The sequence below is a fragment of the Peptoniphilus catoniae genome, assembly GCF_901447155.2.
Classification (GTDB): domain Bacteria; phylum Bacillota; class Clostridia; order Tissierellales; family Peptoniphilaceae; genus Peptoniphilus_E; species Peptoniphilus_E catoniae.
In genome coordinates this window covers 23,617-40,206 of record NZ_LR588417.1, presented here as the reverse complement: position 1 = coordinate 40,206, position 16,590 = coordinate 23,617, and the positions used below count along the sequence as shown (strand labels likewise).

Here is a 16,590-nt window from a genome sequence, read left to right as displayed (position 1 = left end):
TAAAAATTTTGTAAAAATTTCTTAGTCTTTAAAAAATTTAAGCAAAATATTCTGCGATCTTTTCAATAAGCCTTCTGTTTGATTTTTTATCAAGAATACAAAACCTGAAATACTTTTCACCAAGACCTTTAAAATTTGAGCAGTCTCTTATTACAAGACCATAAGGCAAAAGGCTGTTTCTAAGTTCCTTTGCAGTAGATTCATTTAAAATCTTAGATAAAATAAAATTTCCGTAAAAGTCATAGGACTTAATTTCATCTATTTTATCAAGCTCTTTTTTTATAAAGGACCTTTCTGCAGAGACAAAATCTTCAACGCTTTTAATAAAGTCTCTGTCGGCAAAGGAAGCCTGTCCCATAAGGTCTGCAAAAATATTTATATTCCAAAGCATCTCATTAGTCTCTATAGATGATTTTATAGGCTCTGAGGAGATTATACCATATCCCAGCCTAATACCCGGCATGGCGAAAAATTTACTTGTTCCCCTAAGGGTAAAGAGATTAGGATAGGTTTTTGTAAGCTCAACTGAGGAGAATTTTTTAGTGTCGGTAAACTCCACATAGGTTTCATCTACTAAAAGGTGAGTATCGGTTTGCTTAAGGATTTTTTCAATGTCATTTTTTTCAAGGGCTGTGCCTGTTGGATTTGATGGATTTGAAAATACTAAAAGGTCAATCTTATTATCTTTAATTTGTTTAATAAGCCTATTAACATCAACTCTAAAGCCCTCTTCCTCTTTAAGATAGTAGTAATGGATTGTTGATTTTATTTTTTTAAGTTCATGTTCATACTCAGAGTAGCTTGGAGCGAAAACCAGAGAGTTTTTGGGATTTATAAGTCTTATATATTCTATAAGACCTTCAGTAGTACCTGTAAAAAGTAAAATATCTTCTTTTCTTGCTCCTGAGTAGTTTGAAATTGCATTTTTTAAGTCTATATAATCAGTGTCAGGGTAGGCTGATACCAGATCTATATTATCTTTTACCTTCAGTTTTGCCTTAGGGCTTGCTCCCATAGGATTTATATTAGAGGAGAAGTCGGCTATATCTTTAAGGGCAAGACCATAGTCCCTTGAAATTTCAAAAATATTGGCTCCATGTTTATTTTTCATTTTTATCTTCCTTTCCCTGACCATATAGTATAATTATTATAGCATTGGAGGGATAGAATGAATATATTTTTAAATGATTACAATGATTTATGTCACGAAAGGGTTTTAAAAAAGATATCTGAAATTAAAATTAAAGGAACTCCCGGCTACGGATATGACGACTACAGTTTAAGGGCTAAGGAATACATAAGAAGGGACCTTAATAGAGATGTTGAAATTCAATTTGTAGGTGGAGGCACCATGGCAAATATTATTGCCGTTACCTCAAACCTTATGCCCTATGAGGGAATAATTTCAGCAAAGACTGGACACATTAACGCCCATGAGGCAGGCTCCATTGAAGCCTGTGGGAAAAAGCTTGAAACTATAGATAGTGATGACGGTAAACTTAATCCGAGCCTTATAGAAAATAAAATTAGAGATCTTACTGAGGAACATACAGTTTTACCCAAGCTTATTTACCTTTCTCAAACTACTGAATTAGGTACTGTTTACACCTATAAGGAAATAAAAGAAATATATGATTTGTGTCTTGACTATGGAATTTATCTTTATATAGACGGAGCGAGAATGGCTGTAGGTCTTGCAGCATCTGATATTAAGGTGAGTCAGCTTCCTGAACTTTGCGACATTTTCACCCTGGGAGGAACCAAAAACGGAGCCATGTACGGAGAAGCCCTGGTAGTTGTAGCTGATGACCTTATGGACGGACTTAGAAGGTATATGAAGCAAAGAGGAGCTGTAATGGCAAAGGGATTTATTTTAGGGGCACAATTTGAAGCTCTTTTTGAAGACGGGCTTTACTATGATTTGGGACAAAAAGCCTATGAATCAGGCAGGCATTTAGCCAAAAAGCTAAAAGAAGCAGGAGTTAAATTTTATAAAAAACCTGAAAGCAATCAAATATTTATTATTTATCCTGAAGCTAAAATAGAAAAATTAAGAGAAAACTCCTCCTTTGAGGTATCAAACTACAATAAGGATGAAAAAATAATAAGATTTGTTACAAGTTACAGAAGCGAAAGGTCTGAAATAGATGATTTAGTAAAGCATATTTAAAGTATAGGCTAAGATAATTAAACTATTTATATAAAAAGAAGTATATAAAAAGAAAAAATCCTATTCTACTTCAGAAATTGGAGAATTTATAACGGAAAAATCCTAAAATCCCAAACTCGCTATGCTCAAACATTGGGATTTTTAACAGATTTTTCCGCCTAAATTCTTTGCAATTTCTTCCGTAAGAAAAGTTTTTTCTTTTTATGTTACTATAAGCTTTTATATTAAGATAAATATTTTACTTAGCCTTATTTTCCAGAGCTTATATATTTACCCTTATCTTTACTATTAAGAAAAAAATAAGCGACCTGTATAGTCAGGTCGCCTTTAATTTAAAAGATTTTATTTTAATAGAAGATCAGGTAGTGAAAGAGGCTCTATATATTGGTTACCCTTATAGATTCTCATGTTTCCACCGGAAACTTCATCTATAAGCATAATATTTCCCTCCTTATCTCTGCCGAATTCCAATTTAAGATCGTAAAGATCCAATCCTTTTTCAGCTAAGATATCTTTAATTACATCTGAAATTTCCTTAGTAAGCTTTGTAAGGGTTTCGTATTCTTCTGCCGTCATAAGATTTAAAAGAATAAGGCCGTCCTTGGTAATAGGAGGATCTCCTGCAGCATCGTCCTTTAAGGTTACCTCTACAAATCCCTTAAGGTCTTGACCTTCTTCACAATACTTGTGGTATCTTCTGAAAAAGCTTCCTACAGCCTTGTATCTGCAAATAAATTCCAAACCTTGTCCGAAGGTTTTAGCAGCTAAAACTTCCATAGTCTTTTTTTCGGGGTTTGAAGAAACATAGTGGGTAGGTATTCCCTTTTCCTTGAATTTTTCAAAGAAGAAAGTAGTAAGTGCAAGAGCTGCTGCTCCTGAGCCTTCAAGAGTAAGTCCTACTTGGTTTTCACCGGGATCAAATACTCCGTCCTTGCCTGTTACATCATCTTTAAATTCAAGTAGAATGTTTCCATTTTCCAACTTGTAAACATTTTTTGTTTTTCCTTTGTTAATTAATTCCATATTTACCCCCTATAAATTAAAAATACATTTGCTATTATACTACTAAATTTTTATCTTGAAACAAAAATTTTTAAATTTTTTAAATTTTTTAAAATTTTAAAGGCTTTTAATCATATAGTCCTTAGGATCTATAATTTTAAGCTTAGAGAAGCTCTCGAGTTCTTCCCTTATATAGGGAAAGTGAGTACAAGCTAAAATAAGGCTGTCTACCTTTATAGATTCCCCATAAGAAAGCAGGTCTTTAAGCTTTAGGTCCTTAATGATTTTTTCAGGAGCAAGGCCTTTTTCTATTGCTTCAACTAACTCCAGCATGCCCATTGATATAGTTTCTATTTCAGATGACTCCCTGATAATTTTATCCACCCGGTAGGCTGATAGGGCATTAGCTGCAAGAATAAGAACCTTTTTAGTGCCTATAGGCAAGTTTTTGTAGGCTTCAAGAGGCGTGATAATCTTAATATTTAAAAGCCGGGATAATTTTTCACAGTCCACTGCAGAGTTTAGAGAATTGCAGTAGACAAAGATTTTCTCTCCACCCATTTCTTTTGCTTCTTCTACCTTCTCTATAAAAAGATCTTCCAATTCCTCCTTTGAATAGTACTGCATAGCTGTTTGTTCCTTGGGATTTTTGGAAAAGGGAAAGGATAAGGCCTCTATTCCTATATTTTTAAGAATATTAACACCCATTTCAGTATCTTTTTTTGTTCCTGCAAATACCGCTACCTTCAAATTATCACCTCCTTATAATTTTAACACTGAACTTGTCTATTATCAAAGGGGCTAATCTATGTTATTATTCTTTAAGGTGATAGTATGGACTTAGAAAGAAAAAAAGAGTTGGACAAAATGTTAAGCACTCTTTCAGATTATGACTATGATATGGTCTATGCCTTAGTTGAAAGGCTATACGAAGACTATGAGCCCTCTAATGAATCTACTGACTCCTTAAAGAAAGGTAAGGAGAGCTTTAAAGATGACCTTGGAGGCATGGACGAGGATCAAATTGAGTCAATTCTTGGAGATAATTATTTAGAAAAGCTTATGATGTGGAAGGTTGAAGACTAGGAAAAGTATAAAAATAAGGCTACAAAAATCTGTAGCCCTATTTTAATTTTCTTCTGTGAACCTTTTAATATCTTTATCTGATCCTAAAACACTTAAAATATCATCCTCTTTTATTTTAAAGGAAGCTTTGGGGTTTACTATATTTTCTCCATTTCTCTTTACCATGAGAACATTAAAATTATAATCTTCTCTAAGTTTAAGCTCACGTATTTCCTTTCCATTCATTACGGGAGTAGATTTAAAGTCATAAATACTGTAACCTTTAGAAATTTCGTTGGGATCTAATAAATTATCATTTGACAGATTATTTGCAAGTCTGTATCCCATTTCCCTTTCAGGAAAAACAATTTTATCTGCACCGCATTTTAATAAAATTTTACCGAATTTATAGGAGGGTGCTTTTGCTATAATTTTTTTAATTCCCGCTTCCTTTGATGTAAGGACTGACATTATTGCAGCCTCTAAATTTTCTCCAATGGCAACTACCGCTACATCATAATTATTAAGGGCAAGCTCTTCAATGGCCTTTTCATCTTCAAGATCGCATATAATCGCTTCTGTTACATTTCCTGAAATCAAATCGATTTTTTCCTGATCTGAGTCTACAACTACAACATCATTTTTTAAATCATATAACCTTGTGGCAACGGTAGAACCGAATCTACCACAGCCGAATACAATAAATGTCTTCATAATTACCCCACTATAATTTTTCCTTGAGAATATCTCGTGTGTTTTTTCTTACTTCTATTTAAAATTCCTATACCTAAAGTCGCCGCTCCAACTCTGCCTATGTACATAAGCATTATTAAAATTAATTTTGAAAGAGGGCTTAGGCTTTCAGTAATTCCCCTGCTAACTCCAACAGTTCCAAGAGCTGATACAATTTCATAAAGCATGTCCAAGTATAGAAACTTTCCTTGTTCAAGAATTGTAATGAAAAGGGATGAAAATATTACCAGTCCGCTTCCCAGGGAAAATATAGATAAACTTTTTAAAAGTGTATCATGGGATATTGACTTGTGAAATATTTCCGTTTCCTTATCTCCTCTAAGAAAGGAAATTGTTGAAAACAACAAAACTCCGAAAGTCGTCGTTTTAATTCCTCCACCTGTTGATGCAGGGGAGGCGCCTATAAACATAAGTATAATAGTTACAATTAGGGAGCCCTCCTTCATTTTTCCAATGTCAATTGAATTAAAGCCGGCAGTTCTTGATGTAACGGACATGAAAAAGGAAGATAAAATTTTACCCTTAAGACTTAAACCCTCCATAGAGGCACCATTGTGTTCAATTATAAAAAATGCGAGACTGCCCGTTAAAAGTAATATTGCAGTAGTTGAAATAACCACTTTTGAGTGAAGAGTCAAGTTTTTAAAATTTCTTTTTCTATAAATATCAATAAAAACTGTAAAACCCAGTCCACCAAAAATTATTAAAAGGGAAATAGTAATATTTATCGTAAAATCAGAAGTATAATTAATAAGAGAATTTCCTGTAAGGTCAAAGCCTGCATTACAAAAGGCTGAAACTGAATGGAAAAGAGAAAATAAAATCCCCTTAGAAAGGCCGAAGTCAGGGATAAATTTTATTGAAAGTAAAATCGCCCCTATTAATTCAACTGTTAAACTGAATTTAATAATATAAATTACCAGTCTGATAATTCCCTTATTTGTTTCAGCACCGGTTTGCTCTTTTATAATACTCCTTTCCTGAATTCCTATTTTTTTGTTAAAAGCCATGGCAATCAATGATAAAAATACCATAGTTCCAAGTCCGCCGATTTGAATTAAAGCTACAATTATAAATTTGCCGAAGGCTGTCCATTTAGTCGCAGTATTTACAACTATAAGCCCTGTAACACATGATGCTGATGCAGATGTAAAAAGTGCATTTAAAAAGCCGACACTCTCGCCGTTAGAGCTTGAAATAGGAAGATTTAATAAAATCGCTCCTAAAAGTATTAAGGCGAAAAATGAGAGGCAAACTGTAAGAGGCGGATTCTTTTTTAATTTTCTAATCATAATATCCTCATTAAATAAATTTATATAGTTATTACACTTGAGTTATTATAGTACTCTTTTCTTAAAATAAAAAGACCCTTTGTTTAAAACAAAGGGCAATAAATTTTTAAAATTTATTTTTTGGTAACGGCACCATAAATTGCAAGTAAAATTACTGCTCCTATAACACCTGTTGCAAGAGAATTTACAAAGCCCTCTCCCAATTGAAAACCTAGAGAAGACATAACAAAATTACCTATAACTCCGCCAATTAGGCCGACAATAATATTTGCCAGTCCGCCCATTTGATCATTTCTTTTCATAATCATACTTGCTATCCAACCTGCCAATGCTCCTACTATAATAGCTCCTATCATAATTTCCTCCCATAAAATATATTTTACTTACAATTCATATATACCAAAAAATGAGCTTTAAAACACATTTATGAGAAAAATAATTTTTTATAAGCAGATTAAAAGCTTAATCTTCATTTTTTTTAACTTTTTTAATTCTGTTGTCCCTTACTATTTCTCCAAGTATATCTCTACCTGCAAGAAGCTTTTTAATGTTCTTAGGGTCCATAATAATTACCGAATGATCCAGAAGGTAGTCCTTACTGAACTCAGACAATAGCCCTTCGTTAATTATAAGAATAGGATTTACTCGGGAAAGACCTTCAAAAAGAGATACCAGCTTCTCTATATGTAAATGATCCAGGAAGTTGTCCTTGGTATTAAATTCAGATCCGGATTTTCTGATTTCTATGGCATACCTTCTGCCGTCCTTTTGGGCAGATAAGTCAAAATCCCTTTCAGCATCTTCAGACACAGTCCAATGCTCAACCTTGTATCCGCAATTTTCCAAGGCTCTTTTAACAAGCTTTTCAGTAGTCAGCTCAGTGTCCAAGTTTTCCAGAGCCTTTAAAAGGTTTTCAGGCTTTATTTTAAAAATAGCCTTACATTCCTCCTTGCCGCTTTGGTTTACCTTATAATCAAAGCCTATTAAAAGATTCTCCACTACTGTAAAGCTTCCATGGGCAATGGCATTTCTTATATGTCTTAGAGTAGAGGAGGTTTTGGTTTCACTTTGTCCCCTTGTAATAACAAGCTTTTGTTCGTGAGGACAGATAGATCCCTTGTAAAAATCTTCTATTTCCTTTGGAATATTTTCTGTAAAAAGAACATCCTTATCACCAATATTCATATACCTGGCAATTTCTTCAAAGGTGAATTCGTCATAAAGGTAGTTGGATACCATTTCATTGTCCTTAGACTGAATTGAAGATATATCAGGTACATACCAAAGAAGATACTCTATGGCACGTGACAGATCCGGTCCCATTTCTAAAGGTATAGGATTGTGTATAATACTGTATGGAATTTTATCCTCGCACTTTTCCAATTCAAATTTGTTTGTAATCATAAATACCTCCAATTTAATAATATCAAAAGAGAGATTTTTTTCAAATGCTTAAAAGCTTATTAAATTGCCTATGATATAATTAACTTAAGGTGATAGAATGCTTAAATTAAACTTAAATCTTTCCCAAAAACTTAACCTTACAAATGATTTAATCACTTCTATAGAAATGACCGGCTTAAATCTTATTGAGCTTGAAAAATTTTTAACTGAAGAAAGTCAGGACAATGTTCTTATGGAATATGAAAGAGTTTCACGGGATTTATATGACTTTAATCTATCAAGGTTGACAAAATCAAGATACAATATAGCTCCATCAAAGGACGATGAAGAAAGGGATGACTTGGGAGATTACAATACAAAATCCAAGACCCTAAGGGATTATCTTTATGAACAAGCCGGGCTTTTAGATTTGAGAAAAGAAGAATATGAAACTGTAAAATTTTTAATAGGAAATATTGGAGATGATGGCTATTTAAAAATCAGTTTAAACGAGGCTGCAATTATTTTAAATACTCAAACTCATTTTGTCTACTATTGTCTAAAAATTATATGGACCCTTGAGCCTAAGGGAGTAGGAGCGAGAAACCTTAAAGAGTGTCTGCTTCTGCAAATAGATAAGGACAATATCTCTAAAAAAATTATAGAGAATCACTTAGAGGACCTTTCAAAGGGGAGAATTCAAAAAATTGCAAAGGCTTTAGAGCTGGAGCCTTATGAGGTAGAGGAAAGCCTAAACAGAATAAAAAAACTTAGGCCAAGACCGGCCTCAGGTTTCGAAAGTGAAAAAGGTATAGACTATATACTGCCTGAAATTTTTATAGAGGTCCAAGGAGAAAATATAAATATAGAAATAGAAGATCTTTCCTCAAATATTCACATAAATACCTATTATGCCCATATGCTTAAATCAGACATAGATGGAGAAACCTATGACTATATTAACGAAAAACTAAAAAGAACTCTTTTTATTATAGATGCAGTAAAAAGAAGAAGAAAAACCATAGAATCTGTAGTTGAAGAAATAGTTAAAAGGCAAAGGAAGTTTTTTATTTACAATGGATCACTTGAACCTATGGTTTTAAAGGATTTGTCAACTAGCCTTGGAATTTCAGAATCTACAGTATCAAGGGTAACAAAAAACAAGTACCTTCAGTGTCAAAGAGGTACCTACTCCTTAAAAAGCTTTTTTAACAGACCCTTAACAGCTAAAGATGGTTATGTATCAAAGGACCTTGTAGAAAGGGAAATATTAAATATAATAAAAAAAGAAGATGTAAAAAATCCCTTATCAGACCAAAAAATAACCGATAAGCTGAATAAGCTAGGAATAGATATAAAAAGAAGGACCGTTGCCAAGTATAGAGATGAGTTGGGAATACCCTCGGCATCCCGTAGGAGATTAAAATGAGAAAAAAAGAAAAAAACAATTTATTTTTCTTCTTTAGCGGCTTTATATTTATAATAATTATTTTTATAGTTGTCTTTAAATCCGACGGAGAAAATAAATCCGAAGACTTTAAAGAGTCCTACCTTTCAGAAACTAAAGTAATAGCCTTTAAAACCGCAAGAAGCTTTAACCTTCTGCCATCAGTTATTCTTGCTCAGTCAGCCCTTGAAAGCTCCTTCGGCTCCTCTAAGCTAAGTAAGGACTACAACAATTACTTCGGTATTAAGTCCAAGTCAAAAAACGGGGTCAAATTAGATACAGTGGAGTATATAGACCAGGAGGAAAAAATCCTAAGTGAAAGCTTCAGGGTCTATAAATCAAAAGCCGAAAGCTTTACCGACTATGGAAGACTTATAACAGAAGCTCAAAGGTATGAGAAAGTAAGGGAGGCAAGGGACTATAAGGAGGCCTGTAGAGCCTTGCAGGATGGAGGCTATGCAACAGATCCCTCCTATGCAGATAAAATAATTTCAATTATAGAAAAATATGAGCTTTATAAGCTTGATGAAGAAATGATAAATTAAAAGGGAATCTTTCCTTAAAATAAAAGCTATGGACTTTGTATCCATAGCTTTTTATCTATAAAGGTTGAGAAATTTTAAAGTTTCAGAATTTATTTTTTCAAGGACATCCTTATAGTCTGCAGTATTTTTATTTCCGTCTACAAGGCTTGTTATAAAAGGTGAAAGAATCCTTAAATCTGTAAGCCCTAAGTGGCCGGCTCCTTTAATGTGAATATTTATATATTTATTAGGATCAGCATCTAAAAGCTTTAAATTTGTATTATATTCACTGCCTTTAAGATCAGTGAGCCTATACCAGAGAGAGTCTGAATAGAAGTGCAGCACCGGAAGAGGATAGTCCTCCTTAACAAAGCTAAAGCTCTTTTCATCTGCAGAAGCTATATCACCGAAAAAGGGAGCCTCCAGGGAAACTACAGCCCTAACCACATCATACCTTTTTCTTCCTATTTCAAGAGCCACGGATCCACCTAGTGAGTGGCCGCCGAGAAATATCCTGTCCCTGTCTATAATTTCAGATAAATTTTCCGGAAGGTTCCTGTCTAAAATCTCATCTATAAGAAAATTCATATCTTCAAGACGTATTCCCGTCCATTTCCTAAAGCTTTCAAGCCTTTGAGGATAGGTTAAGCCGCTATTATTTTTCATAAGCTGTGAGATAAAATCTTTATTTACCCTTAGAGATTTACCATTTGAAAGCTTAGTTGAAAAGCTTTGATAAGGGTGGGACATACTTATAACCACATAGCCCTTTGCTGCCAAGTCTTCAAAAAGAATCTCATTAGATCTGTCAACACCGAAGGCTCCATGGGAAAAGATAAAAACAGGCAACTTATCCTCTTTTTTATCCTTAGGAAACCAGACCCTAAGGGGAATTTCCCTTAATCCCTCTTCAGTTTCATAATTCCTATAATTTGTAGGATGTTTAATAAATATAAGCTTTGTTTCAACCAGGTCCTTAAAGTCAGATTTAATCCTTCCGTAAGGAGGGAAGACAAAAAGATATAGAAATACAAGGGTAAGGGCAAAAGATAATAAAATACCTAATGCCTTTTTATAGGTAGGCTCCATTTTCTTTACAATAAAATTTATCATAAGGCAAAGAGATATTATTGCCAAAAGTAAAAATATATAATACATAGGCCCTCCGAGATTTAATTTGCTATTAGTCGCTAGAGGAAACAGCCCTTTAAAGAAGTTAAACCTTTATGCTATCTGTCCTGGATAATTTCGTTTGCCAAATCCAAAAGCTCAAGACTCATGTAATAGTTGTCTCCCATAAGGTCATAAATTGCATCCTCAGTTAAAATAGCCTGCTTTACATTATCAGGGATTTCGCCTTTGTTGGACTTGTCCAAGTCCTTGCTGAAGCTTTCACTATAGTAATAGGAAACCAGGTCCTTATATTCCCTTTGATGATCTTTAAAGGCCTCTAAAGCCTTCTTTAAATCCGCCAAAACCTTTTTGTGGTCCTCATAAATGTCATCGTACTTATTAAGATACTCGTAGTCCATAGTCTTCTCCTTTTTTAAAATTAATGACCTAGGCACCAAGTAAAAGGTAGCCTAAGGACATAGATAGGGGAAATAATAAAATCAAAATCAAATTTAATATTCCCCATAGGGTTTTGCCTTCTTTTATTGCAAATATAAGACCTACAAGACCTATTAAAGGACAGATAAATAAGCTGCTTAGCCCTATAGGCTTAATATTGGTAAAACCTGTCAGAAATTTTTCGGGAAGAATCAATGACAGTATAAAAATGCTAAAACCTAAAATAAACAGTTTTTTGCCTATGTTTTCCTTCATCCTTTACCTCATTTATACTTATTGCCTAAAGAATTTTTAAAATATATCCTTAAAAGATTCTACATATTATCCTTTACACCTACAGCGACCATTTTAGCCTTGGCACGGATTTCGCCTTCAGCCTCCATTTCCATAGTAAGGATAACCTTTCTTTCACCAATTTCCTCAGCCCTTGCTACAACAGTTACTTCCTTGTCCATAGGTACGGGCTTTTTAAAGTCCACTTCAAGTCTTGCAGTAATAAAACGGCCTATTACCGTATCTTCATTATAGTCAAGGCCCTTGTCCCTATGCTTAAACCAAGCTGCTGAAGCTGTTCCGTGGCAGTCGAAGATCATGGCAATCATTCCGCCGAAAAGATTTGCAGGCACTCCTCCTGTAAACTTGCTTTCAGGTACAACCTTACATATACATTCCTCACCGCTTTCAGATGGGTAAGACTTTAAGTGCATACCTTCTTCGTTTTTAGGACCGCAGCCCCAACAATATTGAAATCTTTCTCCATAGGTGTCTTGAATTGCAATTTTATTATTTTTCATTCTTTAAATCCTTTCTTATTAGATTAATAAAATCAATATATTAATTTTTTAAGCTCCTTTTCTCACATAGTGCTATTATATCATACCCTTGAACCTTTAATTTTAATTAACCTTAGCAAGTCCTAAGGGTAAAAAAATCACCCCGCTTAGCGAGGTGATAAATATAGTCTGCCCTGTAAGGTGTATATTTAATTATTAAATGTAAAGTTTAAAATTAATAATTTTTAGTTAAACAAACTTAATTAACCATATCTCCTAATAGGTAAAGCCAATTTTCCACAAGGCTTTTTTCTTCACGACGAATATACTCGTGGGAGTTTGCAGCTTCCATAATTTCATAGTAAGCCCAGTGATCTTTTTGCAAATCTGTAAAGTCTTTTAAAATTTCTATATTTTTTACACTGTCAAAGCTTTTTGCATCAGCCTTGCGACTGTAGAAGCGGTTAAGCATTGTAGCAACCTCAGATCTTGTAATAGACTCATCAGGACGGAAGCTTCCGTCAGGATAGCCTTCTATACGATTATTTCCATAAGCCTGGTTAATGGCATCTTCATATAGGTGTCCCTTAACATCGGCAAAAGGTGCAACTAAAGTGTTTTTCTTATCCAAAGGTGCAATAAGTCTTGCAAGTTCAGCTCTTGTAATAGGTTCATCAGGTCTAAAAGCTTCTCCAGCCTTTTCAACTAAAATACCCTTGGCAAAGGCTGCATTTATATACTTGTTGTACCAAGCTTCGGCTTTAGTATCTGAGAAGGTAGTAGCGTCTTCGTTATTTAAACTGTATCCTTCCAAGCGAGTTATAACAGCTACAGCTTCAGCCCTTGTCATATTGCCTTGAGGCATAACTCTTCCGTCAGGATAACCTTTAATATAGGCCTTGTGAATCTCAGAAGTTTTAATTTCTGAAGGGTTATTAGATTTTACCCACAAGGATCCAACTGCAAAGCCTTCGTGTTCAGGTCTTTCAGGTTCAACAGGTTTATCAGGCTTATCGGGAAGCTTTTCCCATTTAGCTGTAAAAATGTGATTTTCTGCTACAGTATAGGAATCTCCAGGGTTATATTGAGGACTTTCCCAGTAAAGAAATTTGTATCCCGGTCTTGTAGGGCCATTAATAATTTTAATTTCTTCGCCGATTTTATATTCTTCAGTCTTTTTATTGGAGCCGTCCTCAAAGTTTCCGCCATTTGCGTCATAAATAATAAGACTGCTATCACTTTTGTAATTTACATCGTAGTTGTTTAAAAGGCTCTTTCTAGTTAAAATCTCATGAATTACATCAGACTTGTCGCTATATTTAAGATTTGTAAAATCCTCAAAGTTAGTAGGAGGATTAAATAAGCCTTCACCTGAGCTGTTGTCGACAAAAAGTGTCGTGTCGTCTGTAATAAGTTTTTTATAAGCATCTTTGTCTGTAATTTTATAAGCATACTCATAGGGGGCAGCATAAATAGCTCCGCCTTGACCCACTTTAACCCTATTTGATTTAAACTCGGTGTTGTCTGAAATTTTCACCATAGCATCAGGTTTTATTTCTGTTACTTCACCGCTGGTTTTATCTCTTTTTACTCCGTTTATGCAAATTGCTCCTCCTGAACCGAAGGCACTGTTTTCAATAAAGGATGATTTTTTAATAAGAGTTTTTTGATCCATTACATATAAAGCTCCACCGCAGCCCGATTCATGAGGATTGTCTTGAATGTCGCTAGGGTGAACATCGCTGTAGTTTTTGCTAAAAGTTGTTTCATTTATTTCTGTAGGGAAGGCTGTAAAAAGCCCTGCTCCTAAAAGTGCCTTATTTTCTGCAAATTCACTTGAATTTATGTTTATGTTTGTAAGGCTTGTATCTATACCTTCAGCTGATGCCGCACTGGAAATACCGGCGCCGTATGCGGCTTCATTATTTTTAAATTTTGACCTTTCAACTTCAAGCTTGGAATTTCTTCCAAGATAAATTCCTCCACCGAAAAGTCCTGTGTTATCTGTAAATTCGCTTTCTGATACTTTAGATATGCTATTGCTGTCAGGAACTATAAAAATAGCACCGCCGCCGTTTTCTGAATCGTTTTTACTAAAGGTTGAATTACTTAAAGTTAAATTACCTTTAGTAAGATAAATACCTCCGCCTTGCTTAGCTGAAGTATTTTCTGTAAAGCTAGAATTATTAATAGTAGCCCCTGCACTTAGGTATAAAGCACCGCCTTGTTTAGATACAGAGTTATTTGCAAAGGTTACACCATCTAAAGAAAGGTTCTTAGCGGCAAAAATTCCTCCGCCCCAGTTAGCTTCGTTAGCAGTAAAAGTGGACCTTTTAATAGTAGGCTCACTCATAGCGTAAATTGCTCCGCCTGTAGAGGCCTTATTATTTTTAAAAGTTGCATTTTCTATATTTGCTACAGAATTTGAGCCTATAAGAATAGCTCCTGAAGTTTTAGCTGCACTGTTATTTTCAAAGGCTCCACCTGTAATATTCAAGTTTCCATAGGCCGCAAGAAAACCCCCGTCAGATGTAGTGGTGGAGTTGTTTTTAAAGCTTCCTCCTGAAATATTAACTGTAGTGCCGGATTGAGCCTGAATTGCTCCTCCAGCTTGATTAGATGTATTATTTTGAATAATTACGTCATCTTCAATATTAAGAGTGGAAGTATCTTGCATAAGAATTGCCGGGCCGTCATAGTTAGGCGTACCAACACAGTTTTGGACAACTGTACCCTTTCCTAAAGTCAGAATAGACTCGTCGGCTAAAAGTGTAAATTGTCCGTCACTATGGCCGTCTAAAATAATATTTTCAGTTCGCAAGTTCATTTTCTTATGTAAATCTATGAAATCTCTATTGCCCTCTCTTGTTAAGGTATATTGTTGTCCCGGGGCTGAACGCAAAATCATATTTGTATTTGACCTTCCATAGCAATGTTCATCCGCCGGAATAGTCCAGTCCTTATTTAAGGTAATTATATACTCATTGGACAAATCATCCTGTGGGCAATTATCCACAGCATCATAAAGGGTATCATATTCACCGACTAAGGTTCCATCACCTGTATCGCCTAAAGGACGTTTGGTAACTGTAAATGCTTTATCACCACCTCTTACAGGTGTGGGGACCTTTAAGGGAGCCTCCTCAAGCTTATAGGGGTTTAAAACCTCTATTTCCTCATTTACAGGCTTCTCAACCTTATTTTCACTTTCTTTATTATTAGGTGTCACAATTTCGTGACTATTTACCTGACCTTTTTCACTTATCTCTTTATCAATGGGATTCTCCATTAAAAAATGATTGGGATTTTCGATTTTTGCCGGTTCAGCCTCAGCCACAGCCCTTATAGGGAAAAGGAAAATTCCTATAAGTGCCGTCAAGGCAAAAATAGATTTAAATCGCTCCATTCTCATTACCTCCTTATAAGATTTTAAATATTTTACTCAAGGAAATTTTATCACAAATCTTTAGGAAAGGATATGAGTGTTAAAAAACTTTACTTTTTGGAATTTTTAAGAAAATTATAAGTAAGATATCCTCCTTGTTTTCTTTTTTGATTTTGGTTTATAATTAAAACCGTATTCATTTTAAGATCAATTAAGGAGGACGACTTATGAATAAATTAAAGGGACTTAGTCTGTGCTTTATCCTTGCTCTTGTAGCAAGCTTTTTAGGTGGCAGATTTCCCGTAGTAGGTGGTGCTGTTTTTGCAGTTTTAATAGGTATGCTTTTGGCAAAACCTGTTTCAAAACTTACCTGGGCCAATGAAGGCATTGCCTTTAGCAGCAAGAAGATTTTACAATATGCAGTTATACTTTTAGGTTTTTCCATGAACCTTAATCATATTATTGAAAGCGGGAAACAGTCTTTACCTGTTATTGTTTCAACTATTTCAATTTCCTTAATTACATCCTATATTCTAACCAAGGCTCTAAAGCTTGATAGAAAAATCGGTATCCTTGTAGGAGTGGGCTCTTCAATTTGCGGAGGTTCAGCAATTGCAGCAACGGCTCCTATTATTAATGCAGACGATGAAGATGTGGCTAAGTCTATTTCAGTTATTTTTCTTTTTAACGTTTTGGCGGCTCTTATTTTTCCAAGTCTAGGAGAGTGGTTGGGTTTTTCCAATGAAGGCTTCGGACTTTTTGCAGGTACTGCAATTAACGATACGTCTTCTGTTACCGCTGCGGCATCTTCCTGGGATGCGGTTCACGGATCGGACACTTTAAGTCTTGCAACTGTTGTTAAGTTGACAAGGACTCTCGCCATTATTCCCATAAGCTTGGCTTTATCTATTTATGAAGGGAAAAACAAAGGCAAAAAAGATTTAAAGGTTTACTCTTTAGTTCCGTCTTTTATTCTTTTATTTGTCCTTGCTTCTATTATTACAACGGTTCTTCCTTTGCCTGAAGCCCTTGTTACTAATCTTAAGACCTTATCTAAATTCTTTATTACCATGGCAATGGCTGCTATAGGCTTTAAAACTGACATTGTAAAGCTTATTAAAACAGGGGGATCGGCAATTTTTGTCGGCCTTGTCTGTTGGATAATGATTACTTTAACAAGTATTTTTGTTCAGCATCTTATAGGCATTATTTAAGTAACTTTAA

17 protein-coding genes are annotated in these 16,590 nt (G+C 34.7%); 5 read left to right on the top strand and 12 right to left on the bottom strand.

The window, feature by feature from the left end:
• Positions 1-37: 37 nt before the first annotated feature.
• On the bottom strand, positions 38-1,111 hold the full coding sequence (locus tag PEPCATONIAE_RS06905) for a pyridoxal phosphate-dependent aminotransferase (RefSeq protein WP_138160408.1): 1,074 nt from the start codon (positions 1,109-1,111) through the stop codon (positions 38-40).
• Positions 1,112-1,168: 57 nt separating this feature from the next.
• Between PEPCATONIAE_RS06905 and PEPCATONIAE_RS06900 the strand changes: the two genes are divergently transcribed.
• Entirely contained in the window at positions 1,169-2,170 is a 1,002-nt protein-coding gene (locus tag PEPCATONIAE_RS06900; protein ID WP_138160406.1) for a threonine aldolase family protein, read from the top strand.
• Between the two features lie 342 nt (positions 2,171-2,512).
• On the opposite strand, the gene PEPCATONIAE_RS06895 is transcribed toward PEPCATONIAE_RS06900, so the two are convergent.
• Both PEPCATONIAE_RS06895 and PEPCATONIAE_RS06890 read right to left on the bottom strand, forming a co-directional pair.
• Entirely contained in the window at positions 2,513-3,193 is a 681-nt protein-coding gene (locus tag PEPCATONIAE_RS06895) for a phosphoribosylaminoimidazolesuccinocarboxamide synthase (protein WP_138160405.1), read from the bottom strand.
• A gap of 96 nt (positions 3,194-3,289) precedes the next feature.
• On the bottom strand, positions 3,290-3,922 hold the full coding sequence (locus tag PEPCATONIAE_RS06890; protein ID WP_138160403.1) for an aspartate/glutamate racemase family protein: 633 nt from the start codon (positions 3,920-3,922) through the stop codon (positions 3,290-3,292).
• Positions 3,923-4,006: 84 nt separating this feature from the next.
• On the opposite strand from PEPCATONIAE_RS06890, the gene PEPCATONIAE_RS06885 reads away from it, so the two are divergent.
• The gene (locus tag PEPCATONIAE_RS06885; RefSeq protein WP_138160402.1) at positions 4,007-4,258 is read left to right on the top strand and encodes a hypothetical protein; all 252 of its coding nucleotides are present in this window, start codon (positions 4,007-4,009) and stop codon (positions 4,256-4,258) included.
• Between the two features lie 42 nt (positions 4,259-4,300).
• Here the strand turns inward: PEPCATONIAE_RS06885 and PEPCATONIAE_RS06880 are convergent, their stop codons facing one another.
• The 4 genes from PEPCATONIAE_RS06880 to PEPCATONIAE_RS06865 all read right to left on the bottom strand — a co-directional run bounded on the left by PEPCATONIAE_RS06880 (position 4,301) and on the right by PEPCATONIAE_RS06865 (position 7,686).
• Positions 4,301-4,951: a potassium channel family protein gene (locus tag PEPCATONIAE_RS06880; protein ID WP_138160401.1), complete on the bottom strand. Its 651-nt coding sequence runs from the start codon at positions 4,949-4,951 to the stop codon at positions 4,301-4,303.
• A 2-nt stretch (positions 4,952-4,953) separates the two neighbouring features.
• Complete coding sequence (locus PEPCATONIAE_RS06875) at positions 4,954-6,282, bottom strand: TrkH family potassium uptake protein (RefSeq protein WP_138160400.1); 1,329 nt, start codon at positions 6,280-6,282, stop codon at positions 4,954-4,956.
• 113 nt (positions 6,283-6,395) lie between these two features.
• Positions 6,396-6,638: a GlsB/YeaQ/YmgE family stress response membrane protein gene (locus PEPCATONIAE_RS06870; RefSeq protein WP_138160399.1), complete on the bottom strand. Its 243-nt coding sequence runs from the start codon at positions 6,636-6,638 to the stop codon at positions 6,396-6,398.
• A gap of 106 nt (positions 6,639-6,744) precedes the next feature.
• Positions 6,745-7,686: a HEPN family nuclease gene (locus PEPCATONIAE_RS06865; RefSeq protein ID WP_138160398.1), complete on the bottom strand. Its 942-nt coding sequence runs from the start codon at positions 7,684-7,686 to the stop codon at positions 6,745-6,747.
• A gap of 97 nt (positions 7,687-7,783) precedes the next feature.
• On the opposite strand from PEPCATONIAE_RS06865, the gene rpoN reads away from it, so the two are divergent.
• Positions 7,784-9,094 (top strand): RNA polymerase factor sigma-54, encoded by a 1,311-nt coding sequence (gene rpoN / locus PEPCATONIAE_RS06860; RefSeq protein ID WP_138160396.1) that lies wholly within the window; start codon positions 7,784-7,786, stop codon positions 9,092-9,094.
• Entirely contained in the window at positions 9,091-9,657 is a 567-nt protein-coding gene (locus PEPCATONIAE_RS06855) for a glycoside hydrolase family 73 protein (RefSeq protein ID WP_138160394.1), read from the top strand. The genes rpoN and PEPCATONIAE_RS06855 overlap by 4 nt, the downstream gene beginning before the upstream one ends.
• A gap of 51 nt (positions 9,658-9,708) precedes the next feature.
• Here PEPCATONIAE_RS06855 and PEPCATONIAE_RS06850 read toward each other — a convergent pair whose 3' ends face one another.
• The 5 genes from PEPCATONIAE_RS06850 to PEPCATONIAE_RS06830 all read right to left on the bottom strand — a co-directional run bounded on the left by PEPCATONIAE_RS06850 (position 9,709) and on the right by PEPCATONIAE_RS06830 (position 15,387).
• Positions 9,709-10,794 carry an alpha/beta hydrolase family protein gene (locus PEPCATONIAE_RS06850; protein WP_138160393.1) on the bottom strand — a complete coding sequence of 362 codons (1,086 nt, stop codon included), beginning with the start codon at positions 10,792-10,794 and terminating at the stop codon, positions 9,709-9,711.
• Between the two features lie 71 nt (positions 10,795-10,865).
• A complete protein-coding gene (locus tag PEPCATONIAE_RS06845) occupies positions 10,866-11,168 on the bottom strand; it encodes a DUF4298 domain-containing protein (protein ID WP_138160392.1) in 303 nt (100 codons plus the stop codon).
• A gap of 28 nt (positions 11,169-11,196) precedes the next feature.
• Entirely contained in the window at positions 11,197-11,463 is a 267-nt protein-coding gene (locus PEPCATONIAE_RS06840; protein WP_138160391.1) for a hypothetical protein, read from the bottom strand.
• A 59-nt stretch (positions 11,464-11,522) separates the two neighbouring features.
• On the bottom strand, positions 11,523-12,002 hold the full coding sequence (locus tag PEPCATONIAE_RS06835) for an acyl-CoA thioesterase (RefSeq protein ID WP_138160390.1): 480 nt from the start codon (positions 12,000-12,002) through the stop codon (positions 11,523-11,525).
• 238 nt (positions 12,003-12,240) lie between these two features.
• The gene (locus PEPCATONIAE_RS06830; RefSeq protein WP_180339369.1) at positions 12,241-15,387 is read right to left on the bottom strand and encodes an S-layer homology domain-containing protein; all 3,147 of its coding nucleotides are present in this window, start codon (positions 15,385-15,387) and stop codon (positions 12,241-12,243) included.
• Between the two features lie 206 nt (positions 15,388-15,593).
• Here PEPCATONIAE_RS06830 and PEPCATONIAE_RS06825 point away from each other — a divergent pair, with 206 nt between their 5' ends.
• Entirely contained in the window at positions 15,594-16,580 is a 987-nt protein-coding gene (locus tag PEPCATONIAE_RS06825; RefSeq protein ID WP_138160388.1) for a YeiH family protein, read from the top strand.
• Positions 16,581-16,590 lie beyond the last annotated feature (10 nt).

Bases quoted from the DNA above. Each gene is read 5' to 3' on its own strand.
- PEPCATONIAE_RS06845 (WP_138160392.1), bottom strand. From the start codon at position 11,168: ATGGACTACGAGTATCTTAATAAGTACGATGACATTTATGAGGACCAC.
- PEPCATONIAE_RS06825 (WP_138160388.1), top strand. From the start codon at position 15,594: ATGAATAAATTAAAGGGACTTAGTCTGTGCTTTATCCTTGCTCTTGTA.
- PEPCATONIAE_RS06840 (WP_138160391.1), bottom strand. From the start codon at position 11,463: ATGAAGGAAAACATAGGCAAAAAACTGTTTATTTTAGGTTTTAGCATT.
- PEPCATONIAE_RS06855 (WP_138160394.1), top strand. From the start codon at position 9,091: ATGAGAAAAAAAGAAAAAAACAATTTATTTTTCTTCTTTAGCGGCTTT.
- rpoN (WP_138160396.1), top strand. From the start codon at position 7,784: ATGCTTAAATTAAACTTAAATCTTTCCCAAAAACTTAACCTTACAAAT.
- PEPCATONIAE_RS06895 (WP_138160405.1), bottom strand. From the start codon at position 3,193: ATGGAATTAATTAACAAAGGAAAAACAAAAAATGTTTACAAGTTGGAA.
- PEPCATONIAE_RS06900 (WP_138160406.1), top strand. From the start codon at position 1,169: ATGAATATATTTTTAAATGATTACAATGATTTATGTCACGAAAGGGTT.
- PEPCATONIAE_RS06875 (WP_138160400.1), bottom strand. From the start codon at position 6,282: ATGATTAGAAAATTAAAAAAGAATCCGCCTCTTACAGTTTGCCTCTCA.
- PEPCATONIAE_RS06885 (WP_138160402.1), top strand. From the start codon at position 4,007: ATGGACTTAGAAAGAAAAAAAGAGTTGGACAAAATGTTAAGCACTCTT.
- PEPCATONIAE_RS06905 (WP_138160408.1), bottom strand. From the start codon at position 1,111: ATGAAAAATAAACATGGAGCCAATATTTTTGAAATTTCAAGGGACTAT.
- PEPCATONIAE_RS06850 (WP_138160393.1), bottom strand. From the start codon at position 10,794: ATGTATTATATATTTTTACTTTTGGCAATAATATCTCTTTGCCTTATG.
- PEPCATONIAE_RS06865 (WP_138160398.1), bottom strand. From the start codon at position 7,686: ATGATTACAAACAAATTTGAATTGGAAAAGTGCGAGGATAAAATTCCA.
- PEPCATONIAE_RS06830 (WP_180339369.1), bottom strand. From the start codon at position 15,387: ATGGAGCGATTTAAATCTATTTTTGCCTTGACGGCACTTATAGGAATT.
- PEPCATONIAE_RS06880 (WP_138160401.1), bottom strand. From the start codon at position 4,951: ATGAAGACATTTATTGTATTCGGCTGTGGTAGATTCGGTTCTACCGTT.
- PEPCATONIAE_RS06870 (WP_138160399.1), bottom strand. From the start codon at position 6,638: ATGATAGGAGCTATTATAGTAGGAGCATTGGCAGGTTGGATAGCAAGT.
- PEPCATONIAE_RS06835 (WP_138160390.1), bottom strand. From the start codon at position 12,002: ATGAAAAATAATAAAATTGCAATTCAAGACACCTATGGAGAAAGATTT.